Annotated in this window: 13 protein-coding genes; 4 read left to right on the top strand and 9 right to left on the bottom strand. The window is 68.5% G+C overall.

Translation table 11 applies throughout. The features are described 5' to 3' along the window. Positions 1-6 precede the first annotated feature (6 nt). Positions 7-822, bottom strand: a complete 816-nt coding sequence (gene tsf, locus PT015_RS01880) for a translation elongation factor Ts (protein ID WP_285188429.1) — start codon at positions 820-822, stop codon at positions 7-9. A 3-nt stretch (positions 823-825) separates the two neighbouring features. After that, on the bottom strand, positions 826-1665 hold the full coding sequence (gene rpsB / locus PT015_RS01875) for a 30S ribosomal protein S2 (RefSeq protein WP_285188428.1): 840 nt from the start codon (positions 1663-1665) through the stop codon (positions 826-828). A gap of 257 nt (positions 1666-1922) precedes the next feature. On the opposite strand from rpsB, the gene PT015_RS01870 reads away from it, so the two are divergent. Continuing rightward, complete coding sequence (locus PT015_RS01870; RefSeq protein ID WP_285188426.1) at positions 1923-2411, top strand: M23 family metallopeptidase; 489 nt, start codon at positions 1923-1925, stop codon at positions 2409-2411. 127 nt (positions 2412-2538) lie between these two features. Here PT015_RS01870 and PT015_RS01865 read toward each other — a convergent pair whose 3' ends face one another. The 6 genes from PT015_RS01865 to PT015_RS01840 are packed head-to-tail and all read right to left on the bottom strand — an operon-like array spanning position 2539 to position 8589. Continuing rightward, entirely contained in the window at positions 2539-3441 is a 903-nt protein-coding gene (locus tag PT015_RS01865; RefSeq protein ID WP_285188424.1) for a tyrosine recombinase XerC, read from the bottom strand. A 32-nt stretch (positions 3442-3473) separates the two neighbouring features. Then, positions 3474-4634, bottom strand: coding sequence for a lactate 2-monooxygenase (locus PT015_RS01860; RefSeq protein WP_285188423.1), 1161 nt, complete (start codon positions 4632-4634; stop codon positions 3474-3476). Between the two features lie 39 nt (positions 4635-4673). Continuing rightward, positions 4674-5522 (bottom strand): siderophore-interacting protein, encoded by an 849-nt coding sequence (locus tag PT015_RS01855; protein ID WP_285188422.1) that lies wholly within the window; start codon positions 5520-5522, stop codon positions 4674-4676. A 51-nt stretch (positions 5523-5573) separates the two neighbouring features. Then, positions 5574-6713, bottom strand: coding sequence for a DNA-processing protein DprA (dprA, locus tag PT015_RS01850; protein WP_285188421.1), 1140 nt, complete (start codon positions 6711-6713; stop codon positions 5574-5576). After that, a complete protein-coding gene (locus PT015_RS01845) occupies positions 6710-8221 on the bottom strand; it encodes a YifB family Mg chelatase-like AAA ATPase (protein ID WP_285188420.1) in 1512 nt (503 codons plus the stop codon). Before PT015_RS01845 ends, dprA begins: the two co-directional genes overlap by 4 nt. Further along, positions 8221-8589 carry a YraN family protein gene (locus PT015_RS01840; RefSeq protein ID WP_285188419.1) on the bottom strand — a complete coding sequence of 123 codons (369 nt, stop codon included), beginning with the start codon at positions 8587-8589 and terminating at the stop codon, positions 8221-8223. Before PT015_RS01840 ends, PT015_RS01845 begins: the two co-directional genes overlap by 1 nt. Before the next feature lie 288 nt (positions 8590-8877). Here PT015_RS01840 and PT015_RS01835 point away from each other — a divergent pair, with 288 nt between their 5' ends. From PT015_RS01835 to PT015_RS01825, 3 genes are read left to right on the top strand one after another with little or no spacing between them, the layout of a single operon-like run. After that, positions 8878-9177: a PE family protein gene (locus PT015_RS01835; protein ID WP_285188418.1), complete on the top strand. Its 300-nt coding sequence runs from the start codon at positions 8878-8880 to the stop codon at positions 9175-9177. A 14-nt stretch (positions 9178-9191) separates the two neighbouring features. Further along, on the top strand, positions 9192-10511 hold the full coding sequence (locus PT015_RS01830) for a PPE family protein (RefSeq protein ID WP_285188417.1): 1320 nt from the start codon (positions 9192-9194) through the stop codon (positions 10509-10511). 19 nt (positions 10512-10530) lie between these two features. Beyond that, positions 10531-12099: a Na+/H+ antiporter gene (locus tag PT015_RS01825; RefSeq protein WP_285188416.1), complete on the top strand. Its 1569-nt coding sequence runs from the start codon at positions 10531-10533 to the stop codon at positions 12097-12099. On the opposite strand, the gene PT015_RS01820 is transcribed toward PT015_RS01825, so the two are convergent. Next, on the bottom strand, positions 12100-14106 hold the full coding sequence (locus PT015_RS01820) for an APC family permease (RefSeq protein WP_390887983.1): 2007 nt from the start codon (positions 14104-14106) through the stop codon (positions 12100-12102). Between the last annotated feature and the right edge of the window lie 48 nt (positions 14107-14154).

Here is a 14154-nt window from a genome sequence, read left to right as displayed (position 1 = left end):
CTGATGCTACTGCTGGCCGACCTCGAAGCGGACAAACCGGGTCACCGTGACGCCGGCCTCGTCGAGCAACGCCTTGACGGTCTTCTTGCTGTCGGACACCGACGGCTGCTCGAGCAGCACGACATCCTTGAAGAAGCCGTTGACGCGACCCTCGACGATCTTGGGCAATGCCTGCTCGGGCTTGCCCTCTTCCTTCGCGGTCTCCTCGGCGATGCGGCGCTCGCTGGCCACCACGTCCTCCGGCACGTCCTCGCGCGACAGGAACCGGGCCTTGAGCGCGGCGATCTGCAACGCCGCGGCGTGTGCCACCTCCGAGTTGTCGCCGGTGTATTCGACCAGCACACCGACGCCCGGCGGCAGATCCGCCGCACGCTTGTGCAGATACGTCTCGACGGTGCCGTCGAAGTACGCCGCCCGGCGCAGTTCCAGCTTCTCGCCGATTTTGGCGGACAGCTCGGCGATGACCTGCTCGACCGTCGTGTCGCCGATCTTGGCGGCCTTGAGCGCGTCGACGTCGTTGGCCTTGGCGGCGGCCGCGGCGCTGACGATGTCCTCGGCGACCTTCTGGAACTCCGCGTTCTTCGCCACGAAGTCGGTCTCGCTGTTCAGCTCGATCAGCGCGCCGCCCTTGGCGGCGACCAGACCCTCGGCGGTCGCACGCTCGGCACGCTTGCCGACGTCCTTGGCGCCCTTGATCCGCAACGCCTCGACAGCCTTGTCAAAGTCACCGTCGCTCTCGGAGAGTGCGTTCTTGCAGTCGAGCATTCCGGCACCGGTCAGCTCCCGAAGTCGCTTGACGTCGGCAGCGGTGAAGTTGGCCACTTCTCAGCCTTCCGTGGGTGTTGGTTCTGATGCGACCGCAGCGGCCTGCTCGGCCGGCGCGGCGGTTGCGGTGGCCGATGCGAGCAACTCCTGCTCCCACTCGGCCAGCGGCTCGGCGCCGTCGGCCTCGGGCTTGCCATCGGCGCGGCCTGCGCCGGCACGGGCCTGCAGGCCCTCGGCGACCGCGGAAGCGATCACCTTGGTCAGCAGAGCCGCCGAGCGGATCGCGTCGTCATTGCCCGGGATCGGGTAGTCGACCAGGTCAGGGTCGCAGTTGGTGTCCAGGATCGCGATGACCGGGATGCCCAGCTTGCGGGCCTCGCCGACGGCGATGTGCTCTTTGTTGGTGTCGACGACCCAGACCGCCGACGGAACCTTCGCCATGTCACGGATACCGCCGAGGCTCCGGTCGAGCTTGTTCTTCTCGCGGGTCAGCATCAAGATTTCCTTCTTGGTGCGGCCCTCGAAGCCACCGGTCTGCTCCATCGCCTCGAGTTCCTTGAGGCGCTGCAGGCGCTTGTGCACGGTCTGGAAGTTGGTCAGCATGCCACCCAACCAGCGCTGGTTGACGTAGGGCATTCCGACGCGGGTCGCCTCTTCGGCGATGGACTCCTGCGCCTGCTTCTTGGTGCCGACGAACAACACCGAACCACCGTGCGCGACAGTCTCTTTGACGAACTCGTACGCCTGGTCGATGAAGGTCAGCGTCTGCTGCAGGTCGATGATGTAGATGCCGTTGCGGTCGGTGAAGATGAACCGCTTCATCTTGGGGTTCCAGCGACGGGTCTGATGCCCGAAGTGGGTGCCGCTGTCAAGCAGCTGCTTCATGGTTACTACGGCCATGCTTGTGCCTTTGTGTGTCGGTTGATGCCCAGCAACGGGTGAAGCCGGGCCCTGGCGACTGCTGCGATGCCGGACCCGTCGGTGGGACGGGACCGCCCGGCATGCGATGCGAACTCCTAGTGGAACGGGAGACGCGATGCAGACGCGCGAAGTCAGCTCGTAATACGGGCTGCGCGGAGAAGTTTACACGGTTCTTGCAGGTGCTTTGTCCACAGCGCCGGCTGGCCGTTCGGCGGCCGGCGCGATGAACTGAGCAGGTGCGATGGGCGGTTGTCGGAGCGGTGTTGCTGATCTGCGCACCGGGGGCCCACGCCGACGACGTGCGGTTGCGGTGGCCACTACGACCTGCGCCGACGGTGACGCGGGCGTTCGACGCCCCGTCGCCGAACTGGACCCGCGGCCACCGGGGCGTGGATCTGGCGGCCGAGCCTCGTCAGCCCGTCTATGCCGCAGGTGAGGCGACCGTGGTGTACGCCGGGACGCTGGCCGGCCGGCCGCTGGTGTCGCTGGCGCATCCGGGCGGGTTGCACACCAGCTACGAGCCGGTCCGGGCGGCGGTGAAGGTCGGGCAGCACGTGGCGGCGGGGGCGGTGATCGGCGAGCTGCTGGCCGGGCACTCGGGCTGTCCCGCTTCGGCCTGTCTGCACTGGGGCGCGATGTGGGGCCCGGCGTCGCGAGCCGACTACGTCGATCCGCTGGGGTTGTTGGCCTCGACGCCGATCCGGCTCAAGCCGTTGCACCGTTAGTCACAGACGTACCAGCTGGGTCGGGGTGCACTTTGTGCCCACCTTCGAGCGACAACCGTTGTCGCTGTGAGGTGGGCACAACGGCTATTGGCCGAGCGAGGGGCGGCTGAGGATTGTGTTACTCGCCTCAGGCTCGCGGGTGAGCCTGGTCGTGCACGGCGCGCAAGCGCGCGACCGTGACGTGGGTGTAGAGCTGCGTAGTGGCGAGGCTGGAATGGCCAAGCAGTTCCTGCACGACGCGCAGGTCGGCGCCGCCCTCGAGCAGATGCGTGGCGGCGCTGTGCCGCAGCCCGTGTGGACCCATGTCGGGCGCCCCGTCGATGGCGCCGACGGTCTCGTGCACCACGGTGCGGGCCTGCCGCACGTCGAGCCGGCGACCCCGCGCACCCAGGAGCAGCGCCGGCCCAGAGTCCGCGGTGGCCAGCTCGGGTCTGCCGTCGGCCAGCCACGCCTGCAGCGCCGCGGCGGCCGGCTCACCGAACGGCACGCTGCGCTGTTTGTTGCCCTTGCCGAGCACCCGCAGCAGCCGGTGTCCGGTGTCGATGTCGTCGATGTCGAGGCCGCACAGCTCGCTGACGCGAATTCCGGTGGCGTACAACAACTCGACGATCAGGCGGTCCCGCAGGGCCATCGGGTCGCCCTGCTGGGAGCCGGAGGTGGCCGCTGCCATCGCGGCCAGCGCCTGGTCTTGACGTAGCACCGCGGGCAACGCCCGGCGGGCCTTGGGCACCTGCAGTCGGTTCGCGGGGTCAGCGGCCAACAGACCCCGTCGCATCGCCCACGCCGTGAAGGTCTTGACCGCCGACGTCCGGCGCGCCAGCGTGGTGCGCGCGGCGCCTGCTTGCGCCCCCGCGGCCAGCCAGGATCGCAGGATCGGCAGACTCAGCCCCGCCAGGCCCCGATCGGGGGCGCGCTCGTCGAGGAACGCGAACAGCGACCGCAGGTCACCGAGGTACGCGCGGCGGGTGTGCGCCGAGCGAAGGCACTGGATGTCCAGGTAGGTGTCGAACTCGTCGAGGATCGCCTCCACCACGTCACCGTCGCAGAGACGCGCCGCAGGGCTCAGATGACGCGCCGCAGAGTGTCCGGAGTGAGATCTTTCAGCGTCGGATAGCCGTCCACAGCCATCGTCAGGTCGGTCTCGGCCAGCAACGACCGCAGCACGTGCACGATCCCGTCGACCCCGTCGAGGGCCAAGCCGTAGGCGTACGGCCGCCCGACGCCGACCGCGGTCGCGCCGAGCGCCAGAGCTTTGACCACGTCAGCGCCGCTGCGGACGCCGGAGTCGAACAGCACCGGGACGCCGTTGGCCGCTTCGACGACACCGGGCAGGCAGTCCAGCGCCGGGATTCCGCCGTTGGCCTGGCGGCCGCCGTGGTTGGAGCAGTAGATGCCGTCGACGCCCCCGTCGATCGCGCGCCGAGCGTCGTCGGGGTGGCAGATCCCCTTGACGAGCAGCGGCAACTTCGTCAGCGAGCGCAGCCACGGCAGGTCGTTCCACGTCAGCGGATTGCCGAAGATGGAAATCCACTTCAACACCGCGCCCTGCGGATTCTCTTCGGGGCTCTGTGCGAGGCCGGCCCGGAACACGGGGTCGCTGGTGTAGTTGGCCAGGCATTTGCCGCGCAGTTGCGGGAAGTTCGATGTGCTGAGGTCACGGGGGCGCCAGCCGGTGACCCAGGTGTCCAGGGTGACGACGATGCCCTTGAAGCCGGCGGCCTCGGCGCGCTGCACCAGGCTGGCCGCTAGGTCCCGGTCGGTGGGTGTGTAGAGCTGGAAAAACCCAGGGGTGTCACCGAATTCGGCGGCGACGTCTTCGAGCGGGTCTTCGGTCAGCGTCGACATGACCATCGGCACGCCGGTGCGGGCGGAAGCGCGCGCGGTGGCCAGGTCGCCGTGGCCGTCCTGCGCGCACAGCGCGATCACCCCGATCGGCGCCATGAACAGCGGGCTCGGCAGCTTCAGCCCGAAGAGGTCGACGGTCAGGTCGCGCTCTTTGGCGCCGACGAACATCCGCGGCATCAGGCCCCATTGCTGGAAAACCTCCGCGTTCGCCCGCTGAGTGCGCTCATCCCCCGCGCCGCCGGCGACATACGACCAGATCGACGGCGGCAGCGCCCGTTCGGCCTTGGCCTCCAGCTCTTTGAAGACCATCGGCAGCTTGGGCACCACGCCGCTGAGGCCCTGAAAATAGATCTCGTTCTGGTAGTCGCCGAATGCCATGCGACGAGCATGCCAGCCGGCGATCGGGCTGACGGGGCCCTACTGCTCGCCGGCCTCGGCCGCGGCGAGTTCCTTCTTCCACTGCCGGAAGGTCTCCTCGGTGCGCCCGCGACGCCAGTAACCCGATATCGACGCCCATTTCGCGTCGACGCCGCGCTCCTTGCGGATATAGGGCCGCAGGTTGTGCATGACTGCCTGGGCCTCGCCGTGCACGAACGCGTGCACCTGCCCGGGCATCCAGAAGGCGGTCTTGACCGCCTCCACCAGCGGCGAGTGGTCGCCGGCCCGATCCTCGCCGACGAGGTCGGACCTGCCGCCGCGCAGGATCCAGTTGATCTGCACACCCTCGGGCGCGGTCAGCGGGATCTCGTCGTCAGGGTCGGCGACCTCGATGAAGACCTGGCCAACGGCGTCGTCGGGCAACGCTTCCAGCGCAACGCTGATCGCGGGTAGCGCCGTCTCGTCGCCCACCAGCAGGTGCCAGTCGGCGGCCGGATCGGGCGAGTAGGCACCGCTGGGGCCCATCACGTACATCGGCTGACCGGGTTGGGCGTTGGCCGCCCACGGACCGGCGGCGCCGTGCTCGCCGTGCACCGCGATGTCGACGGTGAGTTCGCGGGCTGCCGGGTCCGCGCCGCGCACGGTGATGGTGCGCACCACCGGCTTCTTCGCGGCCGGCAGGTCGTCGAAGGAGTCCAGCGTCAACGGCTGCGGCAGCGCGGCCACATCGACGTCATCGGGCACGAAGACCAGCTTGACGTAGGAATCGGTGAACTCGCTGGGCGTAAAGGTGTCGAAGCCGTTGCCGCCCAACACAACTCGAACCATGTGCGACGTGATGTGTTCGGTGCGCACCACTTCGAACGTGTGCACTGGTCGACCGGGCACCGGAATCCTCTCCCTCGGCGTTGACCCTCTCGACTATAGAGGCGTTACCGATCAGGCCGGTTGGCTACGACGTCGCACGATCCGCCAGCAGCCGTCGCGCCGCTCGACCAGGCCGGCGATCTCCAGCATCGCCAGCGGGGCCAGGACGCGAGCGGGATCGACGGCCGCGGCGATCGCGATCTCGTCGACCGTCGCGGTCCCGCGGCCGGGCAGCGCCTCGTACACCCGTCGCTCCTCCTCCCCCAGCCCGTCGAGCGGGCTCGCCGGACTGTTCGGCTCGTCGGCCAACTCGCCGATGTTGCCGACCAACTCGACGACGTCGTCGGCTCGAGTGATCAGCTCGGCACCCGTGCGCAGCAGCGCATGGCAACCACTGGAGACCGAGGACGTCACCGGCCCGGGCACCGCACCGACGACGCGTCCGAGCGCCCGGGCCCAGGCGGCGGTGTTGGCGGCGCCGCTGCGCAGCCCTGCCTCGACCACGACCGAGGCCCCGGCGAACGCGGCGACCAACCGGTTGCGCGTCAGAAACCGATGCCGCGCCGGACGGACGCCCGGCGGATATTCGGTGATCAGCAACCCGTCGGTCGCGATGCGATGCAACAGCGCGGAATGCCCTGCGGGATAGAGAATGTCGATGCCACCGGCCAGCACCGCCACGGTCAGTCCGTCGACCGACAGTGCGGCACGATGGGCCGCCCCGTCGATTCCGTACGCCCCGCCGGAGACCACCGCGACATCGCGCTCGGCCAGTCCTACCGCCAGGTCCGCGGCCACGTGTTCGCCGTAGCTGGTTGCCGCACGGGTTCCGACGATCGCGGCGGCCCGCCCCGCGGCGTCGTCGATGCGGGCCGGTCCCAGCGCCCATAGCACCAGGGGTGTTCGGCCCTGCGGTCTTGCCGCGACCGCGGGCCCGCCGAAGGCGGTCAACGCCAGTGTCGGCCACTCCTCGTCGCCGGGAGTGATCAGTCGTCCGCCGCGGCGCCTCAGCAGTTCGAGATCGATTGCGGCACGGTCGATGTCGCGCCTGGCTTCGGTGCGCCGGGCCACGGTGTCGTCGACGGTCCCCCGTCGCACCCGCTCGGCCGCGTCGACCGGCCCGACCCGCGCCACCAGCGCGGCAAGTTCGGCGCACGGTGGCTCGACGACCCGCGACAGGTAGGCCCAGGCGAGCTGGGTCTCGTCGGTCATCGTGCCGCACCCGCCTGACGGAAACTCAGCGCGGTGGCCACCTCGTCGCGCCCCGGCGTGGTGCGGCCGGCCAAGTCGCTCAACGTCCATGCGACTCGCAGCGTGCGATCGAGGCCGCGGATGCTCAGGATTCCGCGATCCAGCGCGGTCCGCAGCGGTTCCATCGCGGTGTTGCCAGGGCGGAATCGGCGACGCAGCAGTGTCCCACTGACCTCGGCGTTGGTCCGGAAGCCATGCTCGCGCCAGCGTTGGGCCGCGGTGTCGCGGGCTACCGTAACCCGTTGGCGGACTTGATCGGTCGATTCCGGTTCGGCGGAGGCGAACACGCTCATCCGCACCGGGTGCATCTCCACCCGCAGGTCGACGCGGTCCAGCAGCGGCCCCGACAACCGGCCGAGATAGCGCCGCTTGACGGCCGCCGCGCAGATGCAGTCCTGCGGGTCGGCCGGCGCGCATGGACAGGGGTTGGCCGCCAGTACGAGCTGGAAACGGGCCGGGTAGCACGCCACTCCGTCGCGGCGAGCCAGCCGAATCTCACCCTCTTCCAACGGTGTTCGTAATGCCTCCAGCGCGCTGACACCGATTTCGGCGCACTCGTCGAGGAACAGCACCCCGCGGTGGGCCCGGCTCACCGCACCCGGCCTCGCCATGCCCGACCCGCCGCCGACTAGTGCTGCGACACTCGAACTGTGATGTGGCGCGACGAACGGCGGCCGGGTGATCAGTGGCGTGGCGTCCGACAGCAAGCCGGCGACCGAATGGATCGCGGTGACCTCCAACGATTCGCCGCCCGACAGCGCCGGGAGTAGCCCCGGAAGACGTTGCGCCAGCATGGTTTTGCCTACACCGGGTGGGCCGGTGAGCATCAGGTGGTGCGAGCCGGCCGCCGCGACCTCGACCGCGAATCGCGCTTGCGCCTGACCGACCACCTCGGCCAGGTCGACCGGCGTTTCCTCCTCCGGAACCGTACCGGCAATCGGCTCGTCGAGACGCGCCACCCCGTCGAGCCAGCCCAGCAATTGGGCGAGGGTGCGCACCCCCCAGACCTCGATGCCGTCGACGAGGCTGGCCTCCGGCAGGTTGTCGGCGGGCACCACCACCACTCCCCAGCCGGCACCCTTGGCCGCCAGCACCGCGGGCAGTATGCCGCGCACCGGTCGCACCCGCCCGTCCAGCGCCAGCTCCCCCAGCACGACCGCCGATTCCAGCTGTCGCCACGGCTTTTTCCGCTGTGCCGACAGCACCGAGGCAGCGAGCGCCAAGTCGTACACCGACCCCATCTTCGGCAGCGTCGCGGGCGACAATGCGAGGGTCAGGCGCGACTGCGGCCACTGGTTGTTGCAGTTCGTGATCGCAGCCCGGACCCGGTCGCGCGACTCCTGCAGCGCGGCATCCGGTAGGCCGACCAGGTGCACGCCGGGCAGGCCGGAGGTGATGTCGGCTTCGATCTCTACGATCTGACCGTCGAGACCCAGCACGGCAACCGAGAACGCCCGTCCGAGTGCCATCAGCCCACCCCCCGCAGGTGCGTGAGCTCCGGGGTGCGTTGCCGACCGATTCGCACGCCGATCACGTCGATGCGCACGGCCGCCCACCGACGGTCCTGAGCGGCGAGCCAGATGCCGGCCAGGCGCCGCAGCCGGCGTGCCTTCTGCGCCGTCACCGCGTGGGCCAGGCCGCCGAAGCCGTCGCCGGTGCGGGTCTTGACCTCGACGAATATCACCGTGTCGGTATCCGGGTCGACGGCGATCGCGTCGAGTTCGCCGTACCGGCAGCGCCAATTGCGGGCGACGATTCGTAACCCGAGCGCGGTCAGGTGGTCGACCGCCAAGCGCTCACCGAGCGCACCGATCTCGGCGCGGGTCCACGTGGTCATGCCGCCACCCTGAAGCAGCGGCCCGACACGGGTCTCCGCCCATCGCCGCCGGATGCCGGGTTATCCCCAGTCGGCTAGTAATCCCCAATGGAAACCGCGCGCCTCGTTGATCAGCGGTTCAACCGTCGTTAGCATCCCCATCAGGCGATGAAGCGCGCCGTTAGAAGGCGGGGTGGTCACCCTGAGTCACGGTTTCGCTGTTGTGCGGCCTATTCCACGAATTCACTTGCTGGCGTGCGGTATTCGCACGCCAATAGCCCTATGTGCACCCCACCGAGAGGAACTCCGATGCTGTACGTTACGACCCAGCCCGAAGCGCTGAGCGCCGCGGCCGGCACCCTGGCGGGCGTCGGCGCCGGGATGAGCGCGCAGAACTGCGCCGCCGCAGCGCCGACCACCGGCGTGATTCCCGCCGCCGCCGACCAGGTTTCGGCCCTGACCGCCGCCCAGTTCGCCATTCACGCCGAGATGTACCAGGCCATCAGCGCGCACGCCGAGGCCATCCATCAACAGCTCGTCAGCACGCTCCAATCCAACGCGCTGTCGTACGCCGCCGCCGAAGCCGCCAACGCCGCATCGGCCAGTTAAGTCAGGACAGCACAATGGATTTCGCAGCGTTTCCACCGGAGGTCAACTCCGCGCGGATGTATGCCGGCCCCGGCGCGGGCCCGATGTTGGCGGCGGCCTCGGCGTGGGATGCGCTTGCCGCCGAACTCCAATCCACCTCCGCGGCGTACCGCGCCACCATCACCGAACTGACCGGCGGACCGTGGCTAGGCGCATCGTCGGCGGAGATGACGGCGGCGACCAACCCCTTCCTGGCCTGGATGACGACCACCGGGGCGCAGGCCGAACAGACCGCCGCCCAGGCCCGCGCGGCCGCGGCCGCCTACGAGACCGCGTTCGCGATGACCGTTCCGCCCGCCGTGATCGTGGCGAATCGCAGCCTGCTGATGACGCTGATCGCCACCAACATCTTCGGGCAGAACACCGCCGCGATCGCGGCCACCGAGGTCCAGTACGCCGAGATGTGGGCGCAGGACGCCACCGCGATGTACGGCTACGCGGGCGCGGCGGCGACGGCCGCCACCCTGACCGCGTTCAGCGAGCCGCCGCCGACGACGAACCCGACCGGCGGAGTCCAGCAGGCCGCCGCCGCGTCGCAGTCGATCGTGTCCAACGGTGCGCGGGCGCTCGCCGCGATCCCCCAGGCGATTGGGGCGGCCGCGGCGCCGGCGGCGGTCGATCCCATCCAGCTGATCCCCCTGCTTACCGTCCCGATCACGACGACCGCGGCGACAGTCGGCACGATCGGCATCGCGTCGTCGTTCACGTCGTTCGGCACTACGGTGCGCGGTCTGCTGATCAACGCCGACCGAGACTACGACAATGGCAAGGGCCCGTTCACCGGTAACGGTGTCGGCGGGACGATGTTGCCGCAGTGGATCATCAACGGCACCGGCGGTATCGGCGCGCCATCGGATGCGGTTCCGGACTCGGAAGGTCCGTCGCGACTCGGGCAGGCCAGCAAAGTCGGCCGGTTGTCGGTGCCATCGGGGTGGACCGTTGCCGCGCCCGAGATCCGGTCGGCCGCCTACTCGCTGCCCATCACCAGTGCCGCCGCCGCTCCGGAGGGCGGTCCCGGGGCCGGCAACCTCTTCGGCAACATGGGCCTGGCTGGGGCCGCGGGCGGGGCCGTCGGCAGCACCGCGTCCGCGGGGCGCGGCAACGAGCGGGTGCGCATCAATCCACGCCCCACAGCGACGCCGGCCAAGGCGCAGCCGACGGAAGCGGTCGCGGCCATCGCGACCGAACTGCAGGAGTTGGCCACCCGGGCTCAGTCACTGTTGAGCAAGCTGGCCGAGTCCGGGCTGCTGACCACCGAGGAGGTCACCGAGCAGAAGCGGCGCTTCCTGGGCTGACATCTCTAAAGTGGCTGTCGTGAATCCCGGCGGCTTCGGCGTGCTGTTGCTCTGCGGCCCACTGGCCGTCATCGCCGCGGTGTGGGTGGCCGACCGCGTGGGCGTGCCGTACCCGGTCTTGCTGGTCGCGGTCGGCGCGGTGCTCGCGTGGCTGCCGTGGGTCAAGGTGCCCCAACTGGCGCCCGAGATCGTGTTCTACGTCTTCCTTCCACCGCTGCTCTACTACGCGGCTTACTTCATCGCGCCCGACGATCTCCGGGCCAGCGCCGGCACGATCGGTCTGCTGTCGGTGGGCCTGGTGTTGATGTCGACAGCGGCGGTTGCCGGCGCGCTGACAGGTATCGCGGGTGTGCCCCTGGCGGTGGCACTGGTCGCGGGAGCGGTCGTCGCGCCGACCGATGCTGTGGCGGCGACGTCGGTGTTCGCGCGACTCGACGTGCCGGAGCGATTGGCGACGATCGTCGAAGGCGAAGGTCTGACCAACGACGGCACCGCCCTGGTGCTCTACACCGGCGCGGTCGGCACCGCGGTCGCCGGGGTCGTCCACCCCGGTCCGCTGCTAGTGACCCTGCTGGTGGCTCCGGCCGGCGGTGCCGCCCTCGGCCTCGCCGTCGGCTGGGTTGCGGTTCAGGTCCGACGGCGCATCGACCACTCGATGCTGGAGATCACCGTTTCGCTGGTCACGCCGTACCTCACCTACGTATTGGCCGAAGGGGCACACCTGTCGGGGGTGCTGGCCACCGTCACGGCAGGGGTTTACATCGGCTCCCACCTCAGCGCCATCTACACCCCCGGTGTGCGGCTTCAGGCCTTCGCATTCCTCGACGCTCTGGTGTTCCTGCTGAACGCTGTGCTGTTCACGCTGGTCGGCATGCAGTTGGTCCGGTCGCTGCACTGGATCCCCAACATCTCCGCTACCCGGGTCGTGGCGTCGATCGCCGCCGTGATCGCGGTCGTCGTCCTGTCGCGGCTGGTGTGGATGCTGTCCGGCACTGCTACCGCGCGACTGTTCCGACGAGCAACCGACGCACAGGCCTGGCGCGAACGGGTGGTCGTCGCGTGGGCCGGCATGCGGGGCGGCTTGTCACTGGCCGCCGCGTTGGCCATTCCGTTGAAATTGGACAACGGGCAGCCGTTTCCCAACCGCGATCTCGTGGTCGTCGTCGCCGCCTCGGTGATCGTGGCCAGCCTGCTCATCCAGGGCACCAGCCTGCCGTGGCTCCTGCGCCGCCTCGGACTGCGTGCAGAGGACTTCGGCTCCACCGAAAACAAGGCGCGGTTGAAGTCCGCGCACGCCGCCCTGCTCTGGCTGGACGAGAACGAGCACATCGACAGCGCCGACGAGGCAACCAAGTCCGCGCGCTCGCTCTACGAGTCCAGAGTTCGTCGCCTGCAGCACGGCCCACCGCGCGACGACCACGACGACGCCCGAGAGATGGACCGCTATCGCGAATTGCGGCTGCAACTGCTGGGCGTCGAACGTGCCGTTCTGTTGAAGCTGCGACGCGACGGGCGCATCAACGCGACCGTCCTGCGCACCATCGAGCGCGACTTCGACCTCGAAGAAGCCAGGCTCAGCGGATCCTGATCAGGTCGCGGCTCCACCGGTCACCGACGCGTTGGCCTTCGTCGATACCTTCTCCGCGCGCGCCACGGCCGTGGCCTGCGCGATGCGCGACCCCACGTCGTAGGCCACGATCTGCGCGGTCGCACCCTCGACCCGGCTGACGGCGCCGGCCATCTTGTCCGCGGTGCGGTCGTGCAGCAGGCGGCCGACCAGCGGCGCGTAGGTGCGCCGCGGCAACAGCACGGTCACCTTGGTGCTGGGGTCGTTCTCGATCTCCCCGCAGACCAGTTCCTGGGCCGCGCGGCTGAGGTGGCGGTCCGGGCACTCGTGCATCTGCAGCGGGATGTCGTCCTCGAAATGCTCCCAGCGGTCCTGCAGACGCTGGGCGTGCCGGGCATCGATGACGAAGTGCACAGCGCTCAGCTTGTCGGCGTTGAGCCCGCTGGCGTAGTGCAGCGCCTCGATCGTCGCGAAGTCGAAGTGGTCCACCAGAACGACGACGGTGTGGTGGGGATGCTTCTGCAGATCTTGCGGCTCCGTGAGCTGCATCTCCAAAACCGCGCTCTCGCTGCGGTATTCGCGGTTCAGCCGCATCAACGCGACCACCAGGATCGGGAACACCACACACACCAGCCACGCACCCTCGGTGAACTTCGCTATCGCGAAGATCAGCACGATGATCGTCGACAGGATCGCCGCCGACAGGTTGATCACTAGCTTGCTGCGCCATCCGGGCGCACGGTTGCGTAGATGGTATTTCGTCATGCCGTAGCCGCAGATCGAGAAGCCCATGAAGACACCCATGGCGTACAGCGGCACGACGGCATCTACCGAGCCGTCGGTGACCAGCACCAAGGCCGTCGAGGCCGCAGTGAGCACGAGGATCGCGTTGGAGAACACCAGCTTGTGCCCCCGCTTCATCATCGGCCGCGGCAGGAAGCTGTCCTCGGCAACGAAGCTGGTCAGCGCCGGGAAACCGTTGAAGCTGGTGTTCGCGCCGAAGAACAGGATGATCGCGCTGGCCGCCTGGAGCAGCACGAACAGAACGTTGCCGATCGTGCCGCTGCCAAAGACCGCCCTAGCGATCTCGGACAGCATCGACGGGTAGCCAGCGGCATATGGAGTCGCATGGGTGACGTGGGCCAGCCAGATGACGCCGAACAGCAGAAATCCCAGTAGGCAGGCCATCATGGTGAGCGCCTTGCGGGCGTTTGGACCCTGCGGTTGCTGGAAGACGTTGACCGCATCCGCGATCGCCTCAACCCCGGTCAAAGAGGTGCCACCGTTGGCGAATGAGCGCAGCAGGATCAAGATGGTCGCACCCATGACGATTCCGTTGCCGTGGTGGATCGATACGGCTCCAGGAATATGCTCCGGATCGTAAGTCGGCAGGTTTCCCATGATTTCGCGGACCACACCGGTCACGATCAGCGTCGTCATCATCGTGGCGAAGGCGTAAACCGGGACCGCGAAAAGCCGACCTGCTTCCTTCACGCCGCGCAGGTTGCCAAACGAAAGCAGCAGCAACGCTCCTAGCGTGATCTCGAGGTGGTAGGACCCCAAACTGGGCACCGCGGAAACCAACGCAACGGTGCCCGCTGAGCACTGAATGGCCACGGTGACCACGTAGTCGATCAGCAGAGCCGCCGACGAAAGCTGGGCGATCTTGGGCCCGAAGTTCGAGCGGGCCACTACGTAGGAGCCACCGCGCTGGGTGTAGACCATTACCACCTGGCGGTACGACGCGGTGACCAATGCCAGAATCAGCAGGATGATCCCACCGAGCGGAAGGATCAGTGTGAACGCGGCCAGACCCGCGGCCGGCAGCAACTCGATCAGGATCTGCTCGGGACCGTATGCCGTCGACGAGACAGGGTCGGGCGAGAGAACTCCTACTGCGACGGGATTAGACAGGCTCTCATGCTCAAGGTCCTCATTGATCAACGGCTTGCCGAGAAAAAACCGCTTCCAAGAATCGACGAAACTCGTCGGGACCTTGTGTTCGTCAGCCAGCTCTACCACGGTGATGCTCTTTCCCCGCCCTCTGCGTTCGCAAAACTTACGCAAAACTTACGC

Origin of the sequence: Candidatus Mycobacterium wuenschmannii (assembly GCF_030252325.1) — a bacterium.
Classification (GTDB): Bacteria; Actinomycetota; Actinomycetes; order Mycobacteriales; family Mycobacteriaceae; genus Mycobacterium; species Mycobacterium wuenschmannii.
This window is presented reverse-complemented; position numbering and strand designations above follow the sequence as displayed.